The organism is Candidatus Oleimmundimicrobium sp. (assembly GCF_030651595.1).
Classification (GTDB): Bacteria; Actinomycetota; Aquicultoria; order UBA3085; family Oleimmundimicrobiaceae; genus JAUSCH01.
Map to the genome: position 1 here is coordinate 1 of NZ_JAUSCH010000007.1, position 24,319 is coordinate 24,319.

23 protein-coding genes, 3 tRNA genes and 1 other RNA gene are annotated in these 24,319 nt (G+C 36.5%); 26 read left to right on the forward strand and 1 reads right to left on the reverse strand.

The window, feature by feature from the left end:
* From Q7U95_RS00990 to Q7U95_RS01040, 11 genes are all read left to right on the forward strand, one after another.
* Positions 1 to 590: flavodoxin family protein (locus tag Q7U95_RS00990; RefSeq protein ID WP_308751415.1), on the forward strand; the 590-nt coding region annotated here is incomplete at its 5' end.
* A 391-nt stretch (positions 591 to 981) separates the two neighbouring features.
* Positions 982 to 2,010 (forward strand): deoxyguanosinetriphosphate triphosphohydrolase, encoded by a 1,029-nt coding sequence (locus Q7U95_RS00995; protein WP_308751416.1) that lies wholly within the window; start codon positions 982 to 984, stop codon positions 2,008 to 2,010.
* 89 nt (positions 2,011 to 2,099) lie between these two features.
* Positions 2,100 to 4,133, forward strand: a complete 2,034-nt coding sequence (locus tag Q7U95_RS01000; protein WP_308751417.1) for a sodium-translocating pyrophosphatase — start codon at positions 2,100 to 2,102, stop codon at positions 4,131 to 4,133.
* Between the two features lie 215 nt (positions 4,134 to 4,348).
* Positions 4,349 to 6,130 (forward strand): DNA primase, encoded by a 1,782-nt coding sequence (gene dnaG, locus Q7U95_RS01005; protein WP_308751418.1) that lies wholly within the window; start codon positions 4,349 to 4,351, stop codon positions 6,128 to 6,130.
* A 42-nt stretch (positions 6,131 to 6,172) separates the two neighbouring features.
* Positions 6,173 to 7,369, forward strand: coding sequence for an RNA polymerase sigma factor RpoD (rpoD, locus tag Q7U95_RS01010; RefSeq protein WP_308751419.1), 1,197 nt, complete (start codon positions 6,173 to 6,175; stop codon positions 7,367 to 7,369).
* A 130-nt stretch (positions 7,370 to 7,499) separates the two neighbouring features.
* Positions 7,500 to 7,575 (forward strand) — tRNA-Asn (locus Q7U95_RS01015).
* Positions 7,576 to 7,785: 210 nt separating this feature from the next.
* Positions 7,786 to 8,211, forward strand: a complete 426-nt coding sequence (locus Q7U95_RS01020) for a peptidylprolyl isomerase (protein ID WP_308751420.1) — start codon at positions 7,786 to 7,788, stop codon at positions 8,209 to 8,211.
* Between the two features lie 203 nt (positions 8,212 to 8,414).
* A complete protein-coding gene (locus Q7U95_RS01025) occupies positions 8,415 to 9,350 on the forward strand; it encodes a 1-phosphofructokinase family hexose kinase (RefSeq protein WP_308751421.1) in 936 nt (311 codons plus the stop codon).
* A complete protein-coding gene (locus tag Q7U95_RS01030; RefSeq protein WP_308751422.1) occupies positions 9,347 to 9,793 on the forward strand; it encodes a CBS domain-containing protein in 447 nt (148 codons plus the stop codon). Before Q7U95_RS01025 ends, Q7U95_RS01030 begins: the two co-directional genes overlap by 4 nt.
* A 335-nt stretch (positions 9,794 to 10,128) precedes the next feature.
* Positions 10,129 to 10,797: an MBL fold metallo-hydrolase gene (locus tag Q7U95_RS01035; RefSeq protein WP_308751423.1), complete on the forward strand. Its 669-nt coding sequence runs from the start codon at positions 10,129 to 10,131 to the stop codon at positions 10,795 to 10,797.
* A gap of 237 nt (positions 10,798 to 11,034) precedes the next feature.
* Positions 11,035 to 12,624, forward strand: a complete 1,590-nt coding sequence (locus Q7U95_RS01040; RefSeq protein WP_308751424.1) for a diguanylate cyclase — start codon at positions 11,035 to 11,037, stop codon at positions 12,622 to 12,624.
* 28 nt (positions 12,625 to 12,652) lie between these two features.
* Here the strand turns inward: Q7U95_RS01040 and Q7U95_RS01045 are convergent, their stop codons facing one another.
* Positions 12,653 to 12,907, reverse strand: a complete 255-nt coding sequence (locus tag Q7U95_RS01045; RefSeq protein ID WP_308751425.1) for a hypothetical protein — start codon at positions 12,905 to 12,907, stop codon at positions 12,653 to 12,655.
* Between the two features lie 69 nt (positions 12,908 to 12,976).
* Here Q7U95_RS01045 and Q7U95_RS01050 point away from each other — a divergent pair, with 69 nt between their 5' ends.
* The 15 genes from Q7U95_RS01050 (at position 12,977) to Q7U95_RS01120 (ending at position 23,981) form a co-directional block, all read left to right on the forward strand.
* Complete coding sequence (locus Q7U95_RS01050) at positions 12,977 to 13,288, forward strand: hypothetical protein (RefSeq protein ID WP_308751426.1); 312 nt, start codon at positions 12,977 to 12,979, stop codon at positions 13,286 to 13,288.
* Positions 13,289 to 13,726: 438 nt separating this feature from the next.
* Positions 13,727 to 13,803: transfer RNA gene (locus tag Q7U95_RS01055), tRNA-Ile, on the forward strand.
* A gap of 255 nt (positions 13,804 to 14,058) precedes the next feature.
* On the forward strand, positions 14,059 to 14,412 hold the full coding sequence (locus Q7U95_RS01060) for a type II toxin-antitoxin system RelE/ParE family toxin (protein ID WP_308751427.1): 354 nt from the start codon (positions 14,059 to 14,061) through the stop codon (positions 14,410 to 14,412).
* Positions 14,409 to 14,684, forward strand: coding sequence for a helix-turn-helix transcriptional regulator (locus tag Q7U95_RS01065; protein WP_308751428.1), 276 nt, complete (start codon positions 14,409 to 14,411; stop codon positions 14,682 to 14,684). The genes Q7U95_RS01060 and Q7U95_RS01065 overlap by 4 nt, the downstream gene beginning before the upstream one ends.
* Positions 14,685 to 14,999: 315 nt before the next feature.
* Positions 15,000 to 15,074: transfer RNA gene (locus tag Q7U95_RS01070), tRNA-Val, on the forward strand.
* 202 nt (positions 15,075 to 15,276) lie between these two features.
* Positions 15,277 to 16,722 (forward strand): aminodeoxychorismate synthase component I, encoded by a 1,446-nt coding sequence (pabB, locus tag Q7U95_RS01075; protein WP_308751429.1) that lies wholly within the window; start codon positions 15,277 to 15,279, stop codon positions 16,720 to 16,722.
* A gap of 34 nt (positions 16,723 to 16,756) precedes the next feature.
* Complete coding sequence (locus tag Q7U95_RS01080; RefSeq protein ID WP_308751430.1) at positions 16,757 to 17,641, forward strand: aminotransferase class IV; 885 nt, start codon at positions 16,757 to 16,759, stop codon at positions 17,639 to 17,641.
* A gap of 52 nt (positions 17,642 to 17,693) precedes the next feature.
* On the forward strand, positions 17,694 to 18,404 hold the full coding sequence (locus Q7U95_RS01085; protein ID WP_308751431.1) for a C4-type zinc ribbon domain-containing protein: 711 nt from the start codon (positions 17,694 to 17,696) through the stop codon (positions 18,402 to 18,404).
* Positions 18,401 to 18,889, forward strand: a complete 489-nt coding sequence (locus Q7U95_RS01090) for a ribonuclease HI family protein (RefSeq protein WP_308751432.1) — start codon at positions 18,401 to 18,403, stop codon at positions 18,887 to 18,889. The genes Q7U95_RS01085 and Q7U95_RS01090 overlap by 4 nt, the downstream gene beginning before the upstream one ends.
* Positions 18,890 to 18,948: 59 nt before the next feature.
* Positions 18,949 to 19,317, forward strand: coding sequence for a 6-carboxytetrahydropterin synthase QueD (queD, locus tag Q7U95_RS01095; protein WP_308751433.1), 369 nt, complete (start codon positions 18,949 to 18,951; stop codon positions 19,315 to 19,317).
* A gap of 378 nt (positions 19,318 to 19,695) precedes the next feature.
* Positions 19,696 to 20,220 carry a cob(I)yrinic acid a,c-diamide adenosyltransferase gene (cobO, locus tag Q7U95_RS01100; RefSeq protein WP_308751434.1) on the forward strand — a complete coding sequence of 175 codons (525 nt, stop codon included), beginning with the start codon at positions 19,696 to 19,698 and terminating at the stop codon, positions 20,218 to 20,220.
* A 499-nt stretch (positions 20,221 to 20,719) separates the two neighbouring features.
* Positions 20,720 to 21,089, forward strand: an RNA gene (rnpB, locus tag Q7U95_RS01105) — RNase P RNA component class A.
* Between the two features lie 229 nt (positions 21,090 to 21,318).
* The gene (locus tag Q7U95_RS01110; protein ID WP_308751435.1) at positions 21,319 to 23,076 is read left to right on the forward strand and encodes a GAF domain-containing sensor histidine kinase; all 1,758 of its coding nucleotides are present in this window, start codon (positions 21,319 to 21,321) and stop codon (positions 23,074 to 23,076) included.
* Positions 23,077 to 23,718, forward strand: a complete 642-nt coding sequence (locus tag Q7U95_RS01115; protein WP_308751436.1) for a response regulator transcription factor — start codon at positions 23,077 to 23,079, stop codon at positions 23,716 to 23,718. It begins immediately after the preceding gene.
* 107 nt (positions 23,719 to 23,825) lie between these two features.
* The gene (locus tag Q7U95_RS01120) at positions 23,826 to 23,981 is read left to right on the forward strand and encodes a hypothetical protein (RefSeq protein ID WP_308751437.1); all 156 of its coding nucleotides are present in this window, start codon (positions 23,826 to 23,828) and stop codon (positions 23,979 to 23,981) included.
* Positions 23,982 to 24,319: the final 338 nt, after the last annotated feature.

Here is a 24,319-nt window from a genome sequence, read left to right on the forward strand (position 1 = left end):
TGGTTGTTGGAATAAATGGAAGTCCCAATAAAAATGGAAATGTTTCATATCTTCTTGAGGTTGCTTTAGATGCCGCAAAAAGGAAAGGGGCAAGTGTTTGCATGGAACATGTTTCTGATGCTCTTAAGGGACAAAGAAAGCCATATTGTGATGCATGTTCGAGCCCGTGTAATAAAAGTTGTTTTAAGAATACATCTTTGGAAAAATCGTTTGAATATTTAAAAAAAGCCGATGCGATTATTCTTGCAAGCCCGGTTTATTTTGGGAATGTCTCATCACAAATTAAGGCTTATTGGGATAAAACGAGATGGCTAAGGACAGAAAAAAATCTTTTAGGTAAACCAGGCGGAGCTATAGCTGTTGGGGCTTCAAAGTTTGGTGGGCAAGAGACCACAATAAGAGCGCTTCACGATATGATGTTAATCCAAGGAATGAGTATAGTAGGAGATGGGGCAAAGGAATTTGATGTCGGTCACCAAGGTGTTTGTGGAGTAAAACCGACAAAAGATGATTTATATGCGATTAAACGAGCAAAGATATTAGGGGCAAGAATTTTTGAAGAAGCAAGTAAAGTGGTAGATGGCAGATAGCAGATGGCTAAAAGCATAGAGCAGAGAAAATATAGAGCATGGAGTATAGGGTGTGGAGTATAGAGATTAGAGCGGAGAGCTTAGAGCAGAGAGAAAAACCAGCAAGCCAACCAGAAAACTCCCAACTGCCAGCTGCCAACTAATAACTCCCGACTGATGGCTGATGCTTGCCCGTCGCTGGTGGGACTAATGGAATATAGAACATAGAGTATAGAAGAAATAAAAAACGAAGAATGAAAAATCATAATTAAAAATTAAAAATGTTTTAATAACATTTTAAGAATTTTATCTTTTAGGATTCGGTTTTCAATTTTAAATTTTTATATATCATTTTTCTTTTTTCACTTTTATTTAATCGACTGGCGACTGGAAGCTGGTTTTGGGGTAAATAATGAATATTCGTGAGGTATTAGAAAAAAAAGAAAAAGAGTTTCTTTCTCCTCGTGCCCAACTTAGTGAAAACTCTAAAGGTCGCAAGATTTTTGTTAAACAATGCCCTATCAGAACGGAGTTTCAACGAGATAAGGATAGAATAATTCATTGCAAATCATTTAGACGTCTTTCTCACAAAACTCAGGTTTTTTTGGCTCCTAAGGGTGATCATTACCGCACTCGTTTAACTCATACTTTAGAAGTTACTCAAATATCTCGTACGGTTGCCAGAGCGTTAAAGTTAAATGAAGATTTAACAGAAGCTATTGCTTTGGGGCATGATTTAGGGCATACACCTTTTGGTCATACCGGCGAAGGTGCGTTGACTAAATGTTTGCAAGAGATAAAAGATGATTATAAAGGTGTTCCTGAATTGTTTGAGCATAATAAGCAGAGTCTTCGTGTTGTTGATTATTTGGAATATGAAGGCAAGGGGTTAAATCTTACGTGGGAAGTTAGAGATGGCATATTAAACCACACGGGGAATAATTTACCCTCAACCCTTGAAGGACAAATTGTAAGGATTGCTGATAGGGTAGCTTATATTAATCACGATATTGATGATGCTATACGGGCAAAAATGGTCAAAGAAAAGGATTTGCCGGACAAATCCGTAAAGATTCTTGGCAAACATCACGGGGTAAGGATAAATAATATGGTTTTCAATATGATTGAGGCGAGCAAGGACAGCAAGCAAATAAAATTAAGTAATGAGTTTACAAAAGCGATGGATGAGTTGCGCAATTTTCTCTTTGAAAAAGTGTATATTAACTCTGCTGCAAAAACCGAGGAACCCAAAGCTAAAAAGGTTATTGAGATGCTCTTTTTCTATTATTTAAATAATTTAGACGAGATGCCTCAGGAATTTCAAACGGATAAAAGAGCTGAACTTCCTATAAAGATTTGTGACTATGTGGCCGGAATGACTGATAGATATGCGCTTAACAAATTTAAAGATTTTTTTATGCCCAGGGTATGGATGGCATAGAACGTGGCTTTTTCCCAAAAAATTGTTTTAATATATTAATGCTATGTGCTAATATTATTAAATTATTTTAAATGAAAGGAGATTGTTAAATGGTTGAAAATTTAGGTTTTCTCGCTCCTCTTGCCGGGGTAATAGCTCTAATTTTTGCCGGTTGTTTTGCTAGTTCGGTTATGAAGCATTCCCCGGGAAATGAGAAAATGCAAGAAATTTCAAAGGCAATTCAAGAGGGAGCTATAGCTTTCTTGACTCGCGAGTATAAGGTTTTGAGTTTCTTTGTCTTAATTATGGCTATTTTGCTCTTTGTTTTCATCAATCCCTTTACAGCCGTGGCCTTTGTGGCTGGGGCCGTCTTATCGGCTACTGCTGGATTCATTGGTTTAAGCATTGCCACCAGGGCAAATGCTAGAACCACGAACGCTGCAAAGGAAGGTGTGGCTCAAGCACTAAGCGTTGCCTTTAAAGGCGGAGCTGTAATGGGAATGTCCGTTGTCGGTCTTGGGCTTTTGGGTTTAGGTATATTTTTCATGATATTTAAAGATTATACTAACGGGTATGAAATTATTAACGGTTTTGCTTTAGGCGCCAGCTCAATCGCTCTCTTTGCTCGTGTCGGCGGAGGTATTTACACCAAGGCAGCCGACGTTGGAGCTGACTTAGTGGGTAAAGTTGAGGCCGGTATTCCTGAAGATGACCCGAGGAACCCCGCTGTTATAGCTGACAACGTAGGGGACAATGTCGGTGATGTAGCTGGTATGGGAGCTGATTTATTTGAGTCATACGTGGGTTCAATAATTGCCGCAATGACTTTAGGGTGTATTGTTTTGAAACCAGTTGGTATGGCCGCAAACGGGATGTTGCTACCATTTTTAATTGCAGCAGCCGGGATTATATGTTCGATTATAGGAGTTTACTTCGTCCGAGTTGGCAAAGATGATACTCATCTACATAAAGTTTTAACCAGAGGGACTTATGCTGCCGCGGTTCTTGTAGTTATTGTCTCTTTTGGTTTGGTTTACTGGGTTTTAGGAGCTGATAAAATATCTTTCTTTTGGGCAATTGTAGCGGGACTTATGGCTGGAGTAGCAATAGGATTTGTAACGGAGGTTTATACCTCTGCTGCATACAAACCTGTAAAAGATATAGCTAATTCAGCTAAGACCGGACCGGCGACAACCATTTTGACCGGATACTCTATTGGATTAAAGAGTACGGTTTGGCCGGTTATTTTAGTTTGTTTAGCTATTTTTGTAGCCTATGTATCTGGTGAGGATGCAATGCAGGGTGGTGGAGTGTATGGGATATCTCTTGCAGCCCTTGGTATGTTGGCTACAACCGGTATTGTGGTTGGGGTTGATGCTTATGGGCCCATTGCTGATAATGCTGGCGGAATTTCCGAGATGGCTGGCTTAGGACCTGAGGTTAGGAAAGTGACCGATAGCTTGGATGCTGTTGGAAATACTACAGCTGCCATAGCGAAAGGGTTTGCTATTGGTTCAGCGGCCTTAACTTCACTTGCCTTATTTAGTGCTTACTCGATGGCTGTTGGATTAAAAACTATAGATATTTTAAATTATAAAGTAATAATAGGTATTTTTATTGGAGCCGCGTGTCCTTATCTTTTTGCTTCTTTAACTATTCAAGCTGTAGGGAAAGCTGCTTTCTCGATGATAGAAGAAGTGCGGAGACAATTTAGGGAAATTACTGGCTTAATGGAAGGAAAAGCAAAGGCCGATTACGCTAGTTGTGTGGATATTAGTACAACAGCTGCTTTAAGAGAAATGGTTCTTCCAAGTCTTCTCGCGGTAGGTGCTCCCCTTTTAATGGGTTTGGTTTTTGGAGCTGAAGCCTTAGGCGGGTTACTCGCGGGGGTTCTTACCTCAGGATTTTTAATGGCTGTTATGATGTCAAATGCCGGAGGAGCTTGGGATAATGCCAAAAAATATATAGAAGCCGGCAACTTAGGCGGAAAAGGTTCAGATGCTCATAAAGCAGCTGTTGTGGGTGATACCGTTGGAGATCCATTTAAGGACACAGCGGGGCCATCCATGAATATTTTAATTAAGATTATGAGTATCGTGGCACTTGTTTTCGCTCCTATCTTTGTGAATTCACTTATTCATTAAGAGAGGGAGTTTGATATGAATAAAAAGAGAGCGCGGTCGCGCTCTCTTTTTGTATTCTAAACCAGCGATCCTGTGGCCGGTGGTAATTTACTTTCAAGGATTATTAATTTTCATGTCGAATAATAATAAAACTGAATGAATTATATTGATGGCTATGTTTTGTATCTGCGAAAATTTCAAAATTTTATAGAACATATTGCGGAGTGGGTAAAAGTATGTTTGGGCACATAAAAGAAGAAGACATAAATGAAATTAGAGAAAGAAACGACTTGGTTGAAGTTGTGTCAGGGTATGTTAATTTAAAAAAAACGGGAAGGCTTTTTAAGGGTCTTTGTCCTTTTCATAAAGAAAAAACTCCCTCATTTATAGTTGATCCCATAAAACAGCTTTACCATTGCTTTGGTTGTGGAGAAGGGGGAAATGTTTATAATTTTTTAATGAAAATTGAAAATATTGATTTTCCCGAAGCTGTTCAAATGCTTGCTGAAAAAGCAAATTATTCTATACATTACGAGCAGACTAGTGATTTTAAAGCTGTTTCGCACAAAGAGAAAATGTATAGCATAAACGAGCTGGCTCAAAAACTTTATAACTACGATTTATTCAAGACCACAGAGGGAGAAAGAGCAAGAGATTATTTAAAAAAACGAGGATTTCAAGAAAAGACATTTAATGATTTTAAATTGGGTTTTGCTTCAACAGACGGAAAAAGAATCCTAAAATTTTTAATGGAAAAAGGATATGATTTGCAAGAGCTGGTCGATGTTGGCCTGGTGGTCAAAGGGGAGAGAGGCCCTCACGACTTATTTAGAAACAGGATTATATTTCCAATACTTAATTTAAGAGGTAAACCTATTGCTTTTGGGGGAAGAGTGGTGGGTCAAGGGCTTCCGAAATATATAAATTCGCCCGAGACGACAATTTTTCACAAGAGCTCAACGTTGTATAATCAATCTCTTGCAAAAAGTGAAATAGTAAAATTAAACTATGCCCTGGTTGTAGAGGGGTATACTGATGTTATTTTACTATATCAGGCTGGAATAAAAAATGTTGTTGCTACGCTAGGAACGGCCTTTACCTCGGATCATTTACATCTGCTGTCCAGGTTTACAAACAAAGTTGTTCTTCTGTTTGATGCGGACAAGGCCGGGATGGCAGCTGCCGAGAGAGGATTAAACTTGTTTGGACAGTCAAAAGTAGATATATTCGTTGTTTCTTTGCCAACCGGCAAGGATCCTGCGGATTTTATCATTAGCGAAGGGAAGGATGCTTTTAAGGAGCGATTAGATAGCGCCATCCCTTTAATTGAATTTTGTATAAATCAGGTACTTCAAAAATATAATTTAAAAAAGCCTTTAGAAAAAGCAAGGGCAGCGGACGAAGCTGTGGGCATAATTGCTCGCTTAGAAAACTTTGTTTTAAAAGAAGATTATTTAAAAGAATTGGGCGATAAATTAAACATCTCATACGATTCACTTTTAGCTCAACTAAAAAAAATAAAAAGGAAAGGGTTTGAGAGCAAGGAATCTATTGTAAATGTATCGTTAGATGTTCAAACTAAGTGCGAGAAGGAAGCCCTGAAATTTATCTTGCAATATCCGGATGAGGTAAGTCGATATTTATCTAAAATCTCGGAAAAGTATTTTATTTTCCCTCCATATAGAGATTTGCTTAATTTTTTAAAAGGGTTGCCCAAAGAGAGTATAAATTATGCTAATTTAATTAATTTAATTTCTGAAGAAAAACTTATTAATTTAGTTACGGCTCTTGCTCTTGAGCCAATTAACATTGATGCCGATAATTGTAATAAATATTTTTTAGATATTTTAATTAGACTCAAGGATTTTCATATCGAACGTCAAATTAATAAATTGAGGGAAAAATTAAAAGAATCTGAAAAAGAAAAATTAACAAGTAACACAGAGACAATCGATTTGATTTTCAATGAATTAAATGAATTAGAAAAAGTGAGAAGAAAGTTAAAACAACAAATTTAAGTACTTATTTAAGACAACAATTGTTTGGAGGATTGAATAAGATTGAAAAAGAGTGAGAACGAGCTTGAGTTAAAAAAAGTAAAGCAGCTTATTTCGGAAGGGAAAAAAAATGGGAGCATCACGACCGATGAGATTGTGGAGGCTCTCCAAGACGTTGATCTTACACCAGAGCAAATAGAAAACATCTATTCTAAGCTGGCAAGCATGAATATCGATATTGTCGATTCAACGGATTCATTAGACCTAAAAGATACCGAAGAAGAGCCGGAGGATAATAAAAGCAAGACGAAAAAGGTTAAAAGAAACTTTGAAGCTTCAATAAAAACCGCAACCAATGATCCGGTGCGGATGTATTTAAAGGAAATAGGAAAAGTATCTCTTCTTACTGCAAAAAAAGAAGTTGAGCTGGCAAAAAAGATTGAAGAGGGTGAAAATGCGGAGAAAAAGTTAGAAGAAGAAGAGGAAGTATTGACAACCCTTGAAAAAAGGCGTTTGAAAAGAGTGGAACGTGAAGGCCAGGCGGCAAAGAGGAAGTTAGCGGAGGCAAACCTAAGGCTCGTGGTCTCAATTGCAAAGCGGTATGTAGGAAGGGGAATGCTTTTTCTTGACTTGATTCAAGAAGGAAATTTGGGTCTAATTAGAGCAGTTGAGAAGTTCGATTATCGTAAGGGTTATAAATTTTCAACCTATGCTACATGGTGGATTAGACAAGCCATAACAAGGGCTATAGCGGATCAAGCGAGAACAATTAGAATTCCTGTTCATATGGTTGAAACAATCAATAAACTTATTAGGGTGCAAAGGCAATTATTACAAGATTTAGGACGAGAGCCAGTGCCCGAAGAGATTGCAGAAAAAATGGATTTTACTCCCGAAAAAGTTCGGGAAATTTTAAAGATATCTCAAGAGCCTGTATCATTAGAAACTCCAATTGGAGAAGAAGAAGATAGTCAGCTTGGCGATTTCATTGAAGACAAAGAAGCCCAGGTGCCGGTGGACGCGGCCTCATTTAGACTTCTGCAAGAACAATTAAGAAATGTGTTGTCGGAATTAAACGAAAGAGAGAAAAAGGTTATTGAGCTTAGATTTGGTCTTTTAAATGGATATCCTCGAACATTAGAGGAAGTAGGTCGCGTTTTTGGAGTAACTCGTGAGCGTATCAGGCAGATAGAATCAAAAACGTTGGGCAAACTTCGTCATCCTTGCCGAAGCGAAAAGCTTAAGGATTATTTAGAATAAATTTAGATTATTCGTTAACAGATTTCAAAAACATTTTGTCTTATTTGTTTTATGCAAATTTTGCACTTGAAATCCCCATTTCTCTTATCGTATAATTCACTGGTGCTAAAAATAAACCGGTAAAATTTATTCCTCGGTAGCTCAACAGGTAGAGCGGGTGGCTGTTAACCACTAGGTCGTAGGTTCGAATCCTACCCGAGGAGCCAAAATAATAAAAAAATGCCTAATAACTGGGCATTTTTTTATTATTTCAAAAAAAATCAGATTTTAAGTATTACGAGAAAGTTGAAATAAACATAGTTTTTTATTAAATCTTTGTAAGTGTTGATGTTGAGAAAAAAGAAGAATTAAATTTGTTATCAAGCAATCTTTATTTTAATATAGTTTATGAGAACAATACCCCGGGAGGTAATTTTGTGCAGGTAAAAAAAGGTGATAAGGTAAGCGTACATTATACAGGTCTTTTTGAAGATGGGCAGGAGTTTGATAGCAGTAAAGGTAGAGATCCTATAACTTTTGAAGTTGGCAGCGGACAGGTTGTAATTGGATTTGAAGAGGCCGTGTTAGAAATGAAAGAAGGAGAAAAAAAGGAAGTTTCCTTTTCCCTGGAAAAGGGATACGGAGAATATAAAAAAGAGCTCATAAAAGAATTTTCGCGAAGTGTACTCGGGGATTACCAAACATCGGTTGGCCAGGTTGTTCAACTTAATACTCCTGAAGGTCAAGTTGTTTCTGCAACGATTAAAGAGATAACCGATGATGCTGTAACTTTTGATTTTAATCATCCTTTAGCTGGAAAAACTCTTTGTTTTAAACTTGAATTGATTAATATCGAAAAATAGTTTATAACAAATAAAGTAAGCATCGTTAGATACTTTTAAATATTTAAGGAGATTAGTTTTACCATAAAAATTTTTTTAATTTAATACTTACTAAAAAGGTGTAAATATAGGAAAATTTGCTTAATTAAACAAAGCCTTGCTTTTCTATTATTATAAAAATGGTAAAACTAAGTTTAAAATCCACATAGAAATGAGGAATCAGGATGATAGCAACGGTGACTTTAAATCCTGCGTTAGATAAGGTTTTTATTCTTCCAACTCGCTCAATAGAGAGATTGAATTATGTTGAAAGGGGAATAAGCATTCCGGGTGGTGATGGTATAAATTCAGCATATGCGATTCAAGCGTTGGGAACAGAAGCTATTGTTATGGGATTTATTGGAGGAATAGCTGGTAAATTTATAGAAGAAGAGCTCGGAAAAACCCAAATTAGCACCAATTTTACATATATAGAGAAACAAACTAGAACAGATCATATTATTTTAAATAAGCGGAACAGAGTTTTAACTCAGATAAATGAAAAAGGGCCATGGATTAAACCAAAAGAGATAGAGTCATTTAATGAAAGTTTTAAAAGAATGCTTTCTCGCTGTGAAATGGTTTTGTTTTCCGGCAGTGTTCCTCAGGGGGTTGGTGCAGATATTTATGCTCGTTTAATATCTATTACTCAAGAAAAAAAAGTTCGTACTGTTTTGAATGCCACAAAAGAAGCATTGCTACACGGAATTGAAACCGGCCCCTATATGGTCTTTGCCGATCTGAAGGGCATAGATGTTTTAATGGGAGTAAAAATTAATACTATTAAAAAATTATTAGAGGCAGCACAGAAAATTTTAGATAAAGGGACAAAAATTGTAGTTTTTAATTTCAATGATAATAAACTGGTGGTAACTTCCGAAAAAGTTTGGAAAATTAATTTACCGGATATCAAAGTAGTAAATTCTGTTGGTATGGAAGATGCGTTAATTGGAGGCATGATGCATATTCTTAAAGATAGCGAAGATTTATTTGAAGCTATCAGATGTGGGGCTGCTGCATCTATTGCTAGCGCGTTACAGGTTGAAGCAAAAGTAAAAAGCAAAGAGCAGGTAGAGCAGTTTCTCGACAAGGTTGAGATAAAGGAGCTGAACTTATCTTGAAAGCAAAAGACATAATGACCAAAGATTTAACTTCTGTTACAGAAACAGCTACATTAAAAAAGGTTGAAGAACTACTTTCCAGAAGCAGGTTAAGCGGAATCCCCGTTGTGGATGATGAGGGGAAAATTATAGGCTATATTTCTGAAAAAGACATAATAGAGTCGGCATTTCCCGCATTAGGTATGGGGACCGATATGCTTTTTGTACGTAACTGGGCCAAAAATTTTCTTCGTCTTAGTCAGGTTGGGGAAAGCTTAGTTAGAGATTATATGACCAGGGAGCCGGTTTGTGTAACGGAAGAGGCAAGTGATTTTGAGATTGTTGAAAAAATGATAACTAATCATAGAAAAGTTCTTCCTGTTATAAGAGATGGTAAACTTGTCGGTATAATTACTCGCTCGAATTTAACGAGGGCTCTAATGGAGAAAAAAGAAGAGCAATAAAACAAGAGTTGTTTTCTAAGAGACCGCTAATTAAATTATTCCCTCGTAAGTACAGCATATTTCCTTATGTGTAGGTAATCAATTGCATAAGAGGTTTAATTAAAATTAAAGATGTTTTAAATCCCCGGTTTTAAAAAAACGAATTTTATCCACTTTAGCAATAAAAAACACCCGGATTTTATAATAATAAAGAGATTGTGGCTAAGAATTTTTTTGTGATGCTCATCTATCGAGAGTATTATTGGTTAAAAATAAACAAAATGTTGATGTGGGAGAGTATTTGTTAATCGATAACGAAAGCTGTAATACAAAAAATCTTATGGGAAGCAGAAAAATTGAAAGTCACAATAGTTTACGATAATGAAGTTTATTTAAAAAACATGAGGTTGAAACCATCATGGGGATTTTCGTGTCTGATAGAGACAGAGGACAAGAAGATACTTTTTGATTCAGGTTGGAATGGGGGAATATTAACTTCAAATCTGGAGGAGCTTGGTTTTTATCCAAAGGACTTAGATTTTATTATTATTTCTCATCAGCATTGGGACCATATAGGTGGCTTAAACCATATATTGGATGCAAGTTCGAATATCGAAGTTTATGTCCCAAAAAGTTTTTCCCGACATCTAAAAAACGAAATAAAATCCCGGGCTAAACTCATTGAAGTTTCAGGTGGCAGGGAGATTTATCAAGATGTTTATACAACTGGTGAGCTTGGCGCAACCATAATCGAACAGTCCTTAATTTTAAATACTCCGAAAGGTTTAATGATAATTACGGGCTGCGCTCATCCTGGTGTAGAATCTATACTTCAGGCGGCGAGCAAGAAAGGTAAGATATATGGCTTGCTTGGCGGATTGCATAATTTCAACAATTTAGAATTGCTGAAAAATTTAAATTTAATCGTCCCTTCGCACTGCACCAAATATAAAGACGAGATTTCAAAGGCTTTCCCGGACAGTTTTAAGAAGGGTGGAGTTGGTAGGAGCATAACTATTGATTGAAAATTTTTATCAAGTTAAAGTTCTTGCCTGTTAAATATAAAAATTCCCAGAGTCAAGAGAGAAACAATTAGGATAAAAGATGCAATAATTGGCCAGGTTGCCTCGGAAAAAGATGCCTCACCATAGATAATTTTATTTCCAATACCCAATAAACCCGCAGGAGATATTTTATTTAAGTATTTGGTCTTTTGTGCCGATATTATACGTTGATATTATAGTTTTCTAAAAGAGGGTTACATGAAAACAAAAAGCAATTTTTTTTCTGATAAAAAGAAAGAAATATACATAGGGTTAATTTTATTGTGTGTCATCATCGAGGCAATTTGCCATTTTGTTTTGAAAACTGAAGTTGTTTATACTCACATTTTTTATATTCCAATTATTTTGGCTGCTTACTGGTGGGGCTTAAGGGGTGGATTGTTAGCAAGCTGTTTTCTTTCTTTATTGCATATAATTCCAAATTTATTGGGATTGTCCAATATTTCGAATCTTCAAATTATAGAGACGTTGACAAGGGGGACTTTTTTTATTTTAGTCGGTTTTTTTGTGGGACGTATAAGCGAAAACAAACTTAATATAGACAAAGAGTTGATTCAGTCAAAAGAAGATCTTAAATTATGGGGAGAGACTCTTGAAAAAAAAGTTGATGAGAAAACGAAGGATTTATCGCTATTATTTAAAGTTAACAGCATTGCTTCCTCTACGATGAACTTGGATAGTCTTATAAAGAAAATTTTAAATATTTTTGTGAAAATAACTGATGCAAAAAGCGGAATTATCTCGCTTATTGATTCAAGCACCATCCATCATTGTTGGGAAATTAAAAGATGTTTTAATTTTGAATGCCCGGCCTTTGAGATAACTAAAAGTAGATGCTGGGAAATACCGGGAACGCCGTGTTATGAAAATTATTTCAAAAAGGCTAAAGATAACCAAACCATGTGTATTGGTTGCGAGGTTTTTCAAGAAGCCGAAATTGTTCCTTATGCAAATAAAGGTTTAAAAAAAGAGATGCTGAACGAGTTTAAAGGGAAAGTTGAGGATTCTATTTGTGGCAAAATAATTGCAAAAGAGAAACCTTCAATTTTACTTTTTAAGTCGAAGAACAAAAATTGTAACTTAGATTTTAATAACGAAAACTTTTTAGGGGTTCCCCTTGTCACAAGAGAAGGCGTAATTGGGGTTATGTGTCTCTTTGGAGTTGATGACGAAAAATTCAACAAAGAAAAGATGGATTTAATATCGACTGCCTCTATGCAGATAGCAGTAGCTATCAAAAATGTTCAACTGTATGCTGCTGCGGAAACCTTGGCTTTAACTGACGATCTTACAGGGCTTCATAATTACCGGTCTTTTCAAAACAAATTACTGGAGGAAGTGGAGAGGGCGAAACGAGGCAATTGTCCTTTGACGATGGCTATCGTAGATGTTGATGGTTTTAAGATTTATAATGATAACTTGGGTCACATGGCGGGAAATAAAACTTTAAAGAAACTTGCTTTTTTACTCGAAAATGAAGTGCGTGTTTACGATATAGTTGCTCGATACGGAGGAGATGAATTTTGCATTATTTTCCCAGGGACCGATAAAGAAGAAGCCCTTGAAATTGCCGACAGAGTGAGAGCCTCTGTCGAGAAGCATAAATTTTCTATGGAAGATGCAGTCCCCGGGGGAATAACCTTAAGTACCGGTCTAGCGACTTACCCGTCAGATGCAAAATACATAGAAGACCTCATTGGATGCGCGGATAAAGCTCTTTATGAGGCAAAAAATGCTGGGAGAAATTTAATACGAGTTGCAAAATCTCTTGATAAAAGAGCCATGTAATAATCTGAGCAATTTCTTAGGATTTTTGTTAAAGATTAAATTTGCGTTTGTGCCGAGTAATTTTTTGAATATATTCACGTTTTTCTTTGCGGTCTCTAAAAGGGAAGTCTTTTTCAAATAAGACTTTATTTATATCGATTTTATCAATCAACCTTAAGATGAGTTTATCTTCAATGTTCCCCAGAAGGTAAGCTGTGTCGAAATAAACATTCTCGTATCTCAAAAGTGTTTCCAAATTGTCCCAAGCAAGGTAACCTCCCAGATGAGCAAGGACTATCTTCACTTACAATTTTTATGTATAAATGATTGGGAAACATTTTTAAACTCAATTTTTTAAATCGGAGGCATTGTTTTGGAATGGGACACATTAGCTTTAAAAAGATTACACTCAATTAAGGCGAAAGCTTTGAGCATTGTACCCGAAAAGCTTAAAAAGACAGCGAAGTCTAAAATGTCTGAAACTGAAACTCAAGTTCGCGAACAAGCTGAACTGCTTGCCGGGAAGGCGGGCAAAGAAAAAGTGGTCGAAGAAGATTTAATCGAGGCCTTAAAGTGGATGGTTCCATTCGATAAGCGTCCATATCTTATTAAGATTCTTTTGATGGCAAACGTCGATGTTTCAAAATATTTTGATAAATATGACTTATATGATTTAGATAAGTAAATAGAGCATATATTCTTGCTAATTGTTCTTTGGATGATATAATTTTTATTGCATTTAATAGTAGTATTTTTTCACTATTCACTATGAACTATCAACCATAAACTATAATCTGTTTTTGGGCCCATAGCTCAGTTGGTTACCTGCCCGCCAATGCCTAGCGGCATAATAGGCGTAGGCAGGCGGGGAGCAGCGGACCCAGGTTAGATGTATTACACTTATGTGTTATTGAGTGAAAAAGATAAAAAGCTATATATTGGTTGGTCAGAAGATTTGAAGAGCAGGCTTAAGGAACATAATGATGGCCTAGTAGAATCTACTAAAAGCAGAAGACCGCTTGAACTAGTTTATTATGAAGCTTGTTTAAATATGAATTTGGCAATTAAAAGAGAGAAGTATTTTAAGACAGGTTCTGGAAGAGCTTTTTTAAAGAACAGAATTGGGCCCATAGCTCAGTTGGTTAGAGCAGCGGACTCATAATCCGCGTGTCGTAGGTTCGAGTCCTACTGGGCCCACCATCATATTTTGAAGAAAAACTCCTGTTCAGGATACATTCCAATTATCTAACTAACAAAGGATTCGAGTTTTTAATTCAATTATAAGTTCACCAACCTACCTCTAAAAAATGCTTAAAAAGCCTCTCATTAATCCGTTTACCTGGGATTTTATATTCAGCTTTAAAAAAGGAAATTGTGCATTTATTGCGCTCCATTTGCAGCGTTATCTTAAAAATTAATCTTGCAATAAGTTAACAAATATGTTAACTTACATTTGTGAAAGAGATTATCTTCTACAAGACAAGAGCAGAAAAATCTCCTGTTGAAGATTTTTTAGATACTTTGTCCGGCAAACAGGCTCAAAAAGTTACCTGGGTACTCAGTCTTATCGAAGAACTAGGCAGTATTCCAAGTACTTATATGAAACACCTTGTTAATACAAATGAAATTATTGAAATTCGCGTTCAATTGGGAAGAGATGTTTTTAGGTTATTAGGATTTTTATATAATAAACATTATGTTGTACTTATAAATGGATTTCAGAAAAAGACGCAAAAAACTCCAAAACAGGAGATTGTGCTTGCGGAACAAAGAAAATGTGAATATCTAAGAAGGAGAAAAAGCAAATGAGTGATCTAAAGAAATACATTAACAAAAGAAAAAAGAGAGATTTAGAATTTGTGGAAAACCATGATTCTGGATATAAGGAATTTAAAATTGGAGTCATGTTAAAACAGGCAAGAGAAAAAGCTGGATTGACTCAAGAAGATATAGCTAAAAGATTGCATACTAAAAAATCTGCAATTTCAAGAATTGAAAATCATGCAGAGGATATCCGTCTTTCAACATTGGAAAAGTTTGTTCAGGCTGTTGGTAAAGAACTTAAAGTAAGTGTTCGATAAATAATAAGATAACCACTTAATCAACCTAACCCAAAATTGCGCAGTGATTTTAGTCTCATTAATTTAAATTGTTACGCCACTTCAAGCAAAAAATCTAACACTTTCTCATCTACCGGATTTTTGGTAATATATTCTCGGATGGGTCCGAAGATAGTCCTACTGGTTCCACCATTCTTCGCCCTATGGGCTTCGAATGGCAAGCTGTTTTAAAAAGTGAGGGAAATTTATTTACCGAGTCGAAGGACCTATTTATTGTTTTTAAGTTATTTATTGTTGGGTTGCATTTAGCTAATAACTAACAACCCACAGACAGCAGGGCGATTGGCTCAGCGGGAGAGCGCTGTCCTCACACGGCAGAGGTCACAGGTTCAAACCCTGTATCGCCCACCATTCGACCTCGAGCTCAGGGTCGAGAGGTGATAAGCTGTTTTAAAAAGTGAGGGAAATTTATTTACCGAGTTGAAGCATATTTATTGATTTAAACTATCAGTTATTGAAATTGGTCTTCAAATTAAAAAAATAGGAATTTTTTATAGCATGTTAGCCTTAAATGGCACCCAGCTATCGGGTGCCATTTTTTTTGGAGGAAAATTTGATTTATCCAAGTTTTGAAGAATTTAATAAGCTGGCTGAAGATGGAAAGCGTATTCCCGTTTGCAAAATAATACCTTTCGAGGGTGATTTTTTTGACTTAGCTTCAAAAGCCGGGATAAGTGATTCGGGAATTCTGTTTGAAAGTCTCAAAGGTTCTGCCAAGATATCGCGGTATTCAATCTTTGCTGTTGCCCCCTTTTTAACGATTGAAAGCAAAGATGGTGTTGTAAAATTGACCAAAAATGGAATCAGCAAGGAATTTAACGGTAGCCCCATTGATGAAATACGAAAAGTTTTAGCGGAATACAGAACAATTTCGCTTCCAAAAATACCTTCTTTTTGTGGAGGGGCGGTAGGTTATTTTAGTTATGATGCGGGTAGATGGTTTGAAAAGATTCCTGACGAAACAGTAGATGACACCAAGATGCCAGATTGCCAATTTCATTTTTTTGAAGTTGCTTTTGTTTTTGATCATTTTAATAAAACTCTTTTTGTTACTACGACCACACCGGTTGACGGAAATTTAAAACTTGACTATTTTGAGGCGGTTAAGAAGGTTGAGGAATCGTTCGCCAAACTTGAGAAAAAAAGAGTCCAAAAATCATTTATACGCGTTGGTAAAGTCAGTCCAAATTTAACTCAGAAGCAATTTGAAGCGATTGTTAAGCGGACAAGAGAATACATTTTTGCCGGCGATATCTTTCAAGCCAATCTGTCTTTGCGGTTAGATACACCGTTTGTCGGGGATTCGTTTGAGCTTTATAAGATTTTAAGGAGAGTTAATCCATCTCCATTTGCGGCATACTTAAATTTTAAAGATATAGATATCGTTAGCTCTTCCCCGGAACGGTTGGTAAAGATCGAAGACGGGGTTGTGGAGACCAGGCCCATCGCGGGCACGAGAAGACGCGGTATCAATTGTTTGGAAGACGAGAAGCTATCTGTAGAGCTTATACTTAATCAGAAGGAGAGGGCGGAGCACGTAATGCTTGTCGACTTAGAGAGAAACGATTTGGGGCGTATATGCGATTATGGAAGTGTCTGCGTCGATGAGTTGATGGTGATTGAACAGTATTCTCATGTTATTCATATAGTTTCAAACGTTAAAGGCAAAATTTTGCCCGATAAGGATCTACTGGATGTTATGAGAGCTTGTTTTCCCGGTGGGACTATTACGGGTTGTCCAAAGATAAGAGCAATGGAGATTATAGACGAGTTAGAGCCAACTAGAAGAGGTATTTATACCGGCTCAATCGGTTACTTGAGTTTTTCGGGTCACATGGATTTAAATATTGCCATCAGGACCATTGTAATTAAAGATAATGTCGCTTATGCTCAAGCCGGAGCGGGAGTCGTAGCCGACTCTGAGCCCAAAAAGGAGTATTTCGAAAGTTTGCAAAAAGCTAAGGCGTTGTTGAAAGCGCTGGAAGAATACAGGAAATAAAACTGAACATATATTGAAGCGCGCGGAGAAAATTATGAATGAAGACATAGTTTTTTTAAATGGAGAATTTATACCAGGCCATTTAGCAAAAATATCCATCTTCGACAGGGGATTTTTATTTGGGGATGGTTTATTTGAGACGATGAGAGCCTACAACGGCAAAATATTCAGACTTGACGCTCATCTTAAGCGTTTATTGAAATCCCTCGATATCATTCAGATAAAGCATCCTTACAGTCAATCTTACCTTGAACAAGCTCTTTATGAGACCATTGGAAAAAACAAGCTATCCGATGCTTATGTGAAGCTCATTGTTACCAGAGGAACAGATACGGGTAGTTTAATCCCGAGCCCCGATTCCAAGTCCACAATTTTAATCATTGCGAAGAAATTTGATATGTATTCTCCGGAACAATATGAAGAGGGGTTTAAGGTGATGATGTCAGATTTCCGTCAAAACCAATTTTCTTCTATTATTAATTTAAAGTCGCTGAATTTTTTAGAGAATATAATTGGTAAGCTGGAGGCAAAGCAGAGCGGGGCGGATGAAATCATCTTTATAAATCAATCCGGCTTTGTAACGGAGGGCTCTGTTAGCAATATCTTTATCGTTTGTAATGACGTAATAATGACACCGCCATGTGAAGTGGGAATTTTACCGGGGATTGCTCGTGAAACTATTTTTGAGTTGGCTGAAAGCTTAAATTTAAAGATAATTGAAAAAAATTTCTATCTTGAGGAGTTACTTTCTTGCTCCGAGTGTTTTTTGACAAATTCTTTAATGCGGATTATGCCGGTTACTCAAATTGAAGATAAGATTATCGAAAATTTTTCTGATTCACGAGGAGACAGATGGGGGAAATTAACCCGTTTATTAATGAAGGCCTATCAGGATTTGGTTGATAATGAAACATTGTAACATAGCTATCTTAAAGGTATTATAGGATTATTCGAATCATGGAGACTTGAAAATGAACAAAGAAATAATTTTACTTAAAGAAATTCAAGATGTCGATTTTAAAAGAGATGGGCTGCTTTCGAAGAAGGAGTCTCTCTACCAAGTTAAGAAAATGGATGAATTAAAAAAAGAGTTTGCAAAGTTAAGACGGAGTTACGACTTAAAGAAAGCTGAGTTAAACGGCGAAACAAAAAAGCGAAAAAAATTAGAGGGACAATTGGAAGTATTGACCGAGAAAATAAACAAGGAAGACAAAAAACTTTATGGCGGCTTAATTAAAAGCCCAAAAGAATTAGTAGATATTCAAAATGAAATTAAGTCCTTGAATGAAAATAAAGATGAACTCGAATCAGACTTGCTCGAAAAGCTGGAAAATATTGAAAAGCTGGAAAAAGAGTTGAAAGTGCTGGTGGAATCTTTAAGAAAGATAAAGAACGAAAACGATGTTTTAATGGCCGAATACAAACTGGCAATTTCTGAAATTGATGAAGCGTTTCAAGCTGAGAGCGTGAAAAAAAACAAATTAACAGCCCGCTTGAATAAAAAATCCCTCTTTTTATATGAGACACTTCGCAAAAAAGATAATTTGGTGGTTGCTGATTTAAAAGACGGAATTTGCCAAGGATGCCACGTCAAGCTTCCTTCAGAAGAGCTAGATAAAATTTTGAGCGCAGATAAATTATGGAGATGTCCCAATTGCGAAAGGATATTGAATTCTAAATGAAGGAAAATAAACCTATTTGTCAGGAAGCACGATTGATATTAAGAGTTGATGGGGCGGCCCGAGGAAATCCGGGGCATGCTGGCATAGGAGGAGTTATTCTAAATGAATCCGGCTCTCAACTTTTTTCTTTTAGCGAGTACATAGGAGAAGCGACAAATAATGTCGCGGAGTATTCGGCATTGATTTTTGGATTGGGAGAGGCCGCAAACTTTAAATCCAATTCGGTTGTAATTTATTCCGATAGTGAACTTTTGGTGCAACAGCTAAATGGTTTTTATAAAGTAAAAAATGCGGGTTTGAAGCCACTTTTTGAAGAAGCCAAAAAATTGCTATCCTCTTATACGGGAGTGACAATAAAACATGTTCCCCGGGAAGAAAACAAAGAAGCCGATGAATTGGCCAATCAAGCAATTGATGATTATTTATCTGGGAAAAAACAGATGATAAAATTGAGATTAACATCTAAACAAGAAAGCTTATTTTAAATATTGACAAATTTATGGAAATTAAGTTTAACAAAAATTTAAATGAGGTGAATTTTGTTATGTATGAACTTATGATTAAAACCCACTTTGACGCGGCCCATAGTTTGCGAGGTTACCCCGGTCCTTGTCGCAATCTTCATGGACATACGTGGAACGTAGAGGTCGTTGTCGCGGGGAACGAACTGGATGAAATAGATTTAATATATGATTTCAAAGAGTTAAAAGATGAAGCAAACGATATTATTTCAAAATTTGATCATAAGCATCTCAATGAAATTCCTCCCTTTGATATTCTTTCTCCAACAGGTGAAAATTTAGCAAAATATTTTTTTGATGAGATAAAAAAAACATTGCCTAATCGTGTTTTCCTTAAAAAAATAAATGTTTGGGAATCGCCAAATGCGTGCATATCTTATTATGAGGATTGAAAAGTCTGCCACCAGCCTCCAGGGAAAAATATGAATAAAGAAAAAGAAGGGTAAAGGGTGGTAGGGGAAAGTTAAAAGATATAAGCAGAGAGCATAGAGCAGAAAGAGTATGGAGTATGGAAAATAAAAGGGTAAGGTTTAAGGAGAAGTTAGGTGGTAATTAAGTTGTAATTAAGTGGAGATTAAGTGGTAATTACAACAAATTACTATAAATTACAATGAATTACTATTAGTCTCAATAAATTACAATGAATTTCAATATCAGCACTCAGCAGAAAGAGTATGGAGTATGGAGTATGGGAACCAAGTTGCTATGTAACCAACAAACTCCCGACTCCTTGCTAAGAGACTCCCGACTGATGGGTAAGAGGTGAAGCGTTGAGGTTAAAAAAAGGGCTGGTTCAAGTTTATACGGGCGAAGGCAAGGGGAAAACCACAGCGGCTCTCGGTTTGGCTATGCGAGCAGTTGGGCATGACTTAAAAGTTTATATGTTTCAATTTTTAAAAAACCGAGAAAGTGGCGAGATAAATGTGGCCAATATTCTTGGTCCTAATTTTATTATTGAGCAAGGTGGTGGGCAATTTTGCCGACAAGGGAAACCTTCTGGTGAAAATATTAAACTTGCGCAAAGTCTATTTGCAAAAGTACGAAATACGGTCCTTGAAGGCCTTTACGATGTGGTGATTTTAGATGAGATAAATGTAGCAATTCATTTTGGACTGATAAATATCGAGCAAGTCTTAACTCTCATTAAAGAAAAACCTCAACATGTGGAGTTAATTTTAACAGGAAGATATGCACCATCGAAGATTATTGAAGCTGCTCAGCTGGTAACTGAAATGGTCAAAATTAAACATCCATATGACCAAAAAATTAAAGCACGAAAGGGTATTGAAGAATAACAAACCCCCCCAGTGGGTTCTCGAGACCCGTGCCTCTATTAACCATGGGGGGAAATTTAAAGCCCCAAGAAATCTTCATTAAGTTACCTTTTACTTGTAAGTTTCCCTTTTCGTACCCGCTAATAGTCTCTTACTGGACCTCTTCTCGCGAATTAGTTTTTCAGTTTCTATCTTAAGGCCGCTACTGGTACGTTTACTTTCAAAGTTCACCTTGTAGGACTTCTTGGGACCTATAATTATTTTAGCACAACCAACTTTTATGTCAACATAATTTAAAAAAAATTTTAAAAGTTTTTTTAAATAAAGTACCTCCTAAAACACCTCTCGATCTTTTTGTTTGTTTTTTTAAATTGTGATGAAGAAAATGCCGGTTAGTTTTTGCTCTGGTTTTCATGTTCCTTTCGTTTTATTTCAATTTACAATTCAATTTTACTCAACATTTTGAATTAGTTGTCAGACATCTATAATTTAACCACTAGTTTCTGTTATAATAACAATGGAAGTGGGCCGGGTAATCGCCTTGCAGAAATACTGCGGGGAGGAAAGTCCGGACTCCATAGGGCAGGGTGCCTCGTAACACGAGGGCGGAGTGATCCGACGGAAAGTGCCACAGAAAAGAAAACCCCTTGTTTATTCGGGGAAAGCTGAAACGGTGAGGTAAGAGCGTCACCAGCACCGCTGTAAAGCGGTGGCTTGGCAAACCCCACCCGGAGCAAGACCAAATAGGGGAGGAATCGTGGCAGCTCGCTGCGTCATAACTCCCGGGTTGGTCGCATGACTTTAATGGCGACATTAAGGCAAGATGAATGATTACCTAATCCCGTCTTTGGCGGGACGGACAGAATCCGGCTTACAGGCCCACTTCCAAAAATAAAATAAATAACTTTTTGTTAATATTTTTTTAAAAATTGACGATAATTATGTTATCTGGCTTAAGTTTTATGTGGCTTAATTTGTTAAAAGATACTTTAAATAAAAAAGATTCCAATTAGACTTAACTTAAAACAATTAAGTTAATACTTAATTTTACAGGTAATAATAAAACCGGTTTCAACTTTTATTTAATTGACTAAGGATGTTTTTCTGCGGGGAGCAAAGATGGAATCTAAGAAAAGAGATTTACTTTTTTTGCAATCCCTTAAAGCTTCTGGAGGAGAAAAGCTCTCCTTTTTTTTAATTTTTTATCGTTGGGCAAATTGGTTATTGGCACTAATCTTTCTTATTTTAAGGTTTAGCCCGGAGATTTCGCCTGTAAGAGCTTGGTTTCTTATTTTTTTTGTATTTTTATATAATTTCTTCCTCACAATTTTTCACCCATTTATTTACAAGAAAATTAAAAAACAGCCGCTTCTTTTGGGTGTAGATTATTTAATGTGTTTTAGCTTCGTAGTTTTAAGTGGTGGCTGGCGAAGCCCTTATTATCTTTATTCGTTTAGCCCAACATTGTTGGCTGCTATTTTAGGAAAAATGAAAGGGGGATTTATAGGGGCCACTATTTCAGCTTCCCTTAATCTTTTAGCGCTGTCGTTAAATGGGTATAATCCTCAAAAATTAATTGGCATAGGATATAAAGACGATCTTATAGCGGACCAGCTTAGTTTTTTCTTAATCAGCATATTTTTTGCTTATCCGGTCATATTAACGGAACGACTGGATAAAAGTAAGGCTATTCTTGAAGAAACGAAGAGAAACTTAGAATCTCAGGTTGAGGGCTTAAAATCAATTTATTCGATAGCGACAACATTTACTTCAAAATACTCTTTGCAAGAAGTGATGAAGGAAATCGTTGTTAGCATAAAAAAAGTTACGAAAGCGAGAAGAGTTGGGCTTTGTCTTTTTGTTGAAGGAGCTAAGGAATTATGTCTTGATTTATCGACTTTAACGATAGAAATTGCTTCTTCTGTTTCTTCCACCGAAAAGGGTTTTAAGTCTAAGAAGAAACGCGAGCATTACGCGACGCTGTTGGTAAGTGAAATGTTAAGCAACATGGAAAAATGTGCTGAGAGCGACAGCCCCTGCCCCGGGCTTTCGAAAAAGGGAGAAGGGAGAGAGGAGTGGTTGGCGTGCTTTCCGTTAAAAGTTCAAGATAAGAAAATAGGCATTTTAATCGTTGTTACCCCAAAGCTTTTTGACGATAAAAACAAGATAGTCGCAGGTATTTTAGCTAACCTTGGCGCCATGGCCATCAAAAATGCAAGGCTTATTGAGGAGAGAAAGAAGCTTGTCTTGATTGATGAGAGGAATCGTATTGCAAGCGAGATACATGATGGCGTAATTCAATCTCTCTTCGGTGTTAACATCGGTCTTGAAACTTATCGCAGTCTTCTTCTTAAAAGACCGGAGGAAGCAGACGGGTTGCTTAAAGAGCTGGAGGGGGAAGTTTCTCTGGCCATACAAGAGCTAAGAAATTATATATTTGATTTGCAAAAGAGTCATTTGATAGAAGAAGTTGGGTTAACCAAAGCCCTAAAAATGTATGTGAATCAGTTTAGTGGATTTTACGAGACAACTATTAACTTTACCGTAGAGGGAACTGAACAAGATTTATCACATGATGTTCAAAAGAAAATTTGCCATATTATGCAAGAGGCCTTAAATAATGTGGTTAGGCACGCGGAGGCAGATTGTGTGGATGTGAAGTTGGTTTTTGGGAAAGGCATTGTCAAACTAGTTGTTTGCGATGACGGGAAGGGATTTGATGTAAGGAAAGCATTTTTAGATGTGGCGGAGCGAGGCAATTTGGGTTTATTTGGAATGAAAGACAAAGTGGAGAGTCTGAATGGTTCGTTAAATATTGTTAGCAATATTGGGGCTGGGACTAAAGTCGAAGCCATTATTCCAACTAAGGAGAATTAGATGGAAAAAATTAGACTGTTTATTGCCGAGGACAACGATTTAGTTCGCAATAAACTAATTACGATGCTTAAAATCCAGGGGCTGGAAGTCGTGGGAGAAGCAGCTAATGGCCAAGAGGCATTAGTTAAAGTTGAAGAGCTAAAGCCCGACATTGTGTTGATGGATTTAAAAATGCCGAAAATGAATGGAAGTTCCGCTTGCAGAGAAATAAAAAAGTTGTTGCCGGAAACCAAAGTGATGGTTCTCACCTCTTTTTCAAATGATGAGCTGATACAGCAAGCCATTGAGGCGGGAGCAGACGGATATTTGCTTAAAGACATTCAGCCAAAAGAGCTATTAAAAGCCCTAAAAGAAACCAATGAGGGGAAATATCCTTTAAATTCGGAAGTTGCCAGAAAAATAGTGGAAAAAATTAAGTTGGGAAAAAAGCCGGTTGTGGAGCTTGACTTAACTGAACGAGAGATGGAAGTGCTGGAACTTGTTGCTGCGAGTCACACAAATAAGGAAATAGCCCTTGAACTCGAAATTTCTTCTAATACTGTGAAATATCATGTTAATAGAATTATAAAAAAGGTGGGGAAAAACGATCGCATTCAGACAGCAATTTATGCTATCGAGCACGGAATTGTAAAAAAAACTTAAATTAAAAATATTTAATTTTTTTTACAATTCAATACCAATGGGTAGGTTACAAACTTTATTTATGAGTTTATAATAAACGCTTATAAACTCAGAAAGGAAGTAAAACAATGCAAATGATGGTGTGTCCAAAGTGTGGAGCTAAAAATTACACTTCATCAAGAACGAACGTGCCTCCTTGTCATAATTGTGGATATGATTTTAAGTCTTGCACCAAGGAAGCCGAGGATATAGACCCAAAAGACTCTACAGAAAAACCACAATAATCAATAGTTGAAAATTTCAATTAAGGGCTTTAAGCAAAAAAAACAACAAGCAACAAGTGTTCTTATATTTATTTAGATGATATATATCGTTTGGTGTTAAGCGAAGAAAAGAAATAATATTTAATTTTTAAATTCTCTCCTTTATAAAAAAATCCTTTAATTAAATCTTTCTAAACCTTGCATAGGTTTTGCTTGCAATGGATATTGAAGAGTGGAAAAATGAGAAAAAGAAGACTGTGTTCAAGGGCAAAGGAGGAATTTATGCAACAAGCCCAATTGTCCAGAAAAAAAACTTAAGGTGGAAGTATACACTTTAAATTTGAGAATTTTGGGCAATT

Bases quoted from the DNA above. Each gene is read 5' to 3' on its own strand.
- Q7U95_RS01080 (WP_308751430.1), top strand. From the start codon at position 16,757: ATGAATGAAGACATAGTTTTTTTAAATGGAGAATTTATACCAGGCCAT.
- Q7U95_RS01090 (WP_308751432.1), top strand. From the start codon at position 18,401: ATGAAGGAAAATAAACCTATTTGTCAGGAAGCACGATTGATATTAAGA.
- Q7U95_RS01120 (WP_308751437.1), top strand. From the start codon at position 23,826: ATGCAAATGATGGTGTGTCCAAAGTGTGGAGCTAAAAATTACACTTCA.
- Q7U95_RS01085 (WP_308751431.1), top strand. From the start codon at position 17,694: ATGAACAAAGAAATAATTTTACTTAAAGAAATTCAAGATGTCGATTTT.
- Q7U95_RS01110 (WP_308751435.1), top strand. From the start codon at position 21,319: ATGGAATCTAAGAAAAGAGATTTACTTTTTTTGCAATCCCTTAAAGCT.
- dnaG (WP_308751418.1), top strand. From the start codon at position 4,349: ATGTTTGGGCACATAAAAGAAGAAGACATAAATGAAATTAGAGAAAGA.
- Q7U95_RS00995 (WP_308751416.1), top strand. From the start codon at position 982: ATGAATATTCGTGAGGTATTAGAAAAAAAAGAAAAAGAGTTTCTTTCT.
- Q7U95_RS01025 (WP_308751421.1), top strand. From the start codon at position 8,415: ATGATAGCAACGGTGACTTTAAATCCTGCGTTAGATAAGGTTTTTATT.
- Q7U95_RS01115 (WP_308751436.1), top strand. From the start codon at position 23,077: ATGGAAAAAATTAGACTGTTTATTGCCGAGGACAACGATTTAGTTCGC.
- Q7U95_RS01040 (WP_308751424.1), top strand. From the start codon at position 11,035: ATGAAAACAAAAAGCAATTTTTTTTCTGATAAAAAGAAAGAAATATAC.
- Q7U95_RS01000 (WP_308751417.1), top strand. From the start codon at position 2,100: ATGGTTGAAAATTTAGGTTTTCTCGCTCCTCTTGCCGGGGTAATAGCT.
- Q7U95_RS01065 (WP_308751428.1), top strand. From the start codon at position 14,409: ATGAGTGATCTAAAGAAATACATTAACAAAAGAAAAAAGAGAGATTTA.
- queD (WP_308751433.1), top strand. From the start codon at position 18,949: ATGTATGAACTTATGATTAAAACCCACTTTGACGCGGCCCATAGTTTG.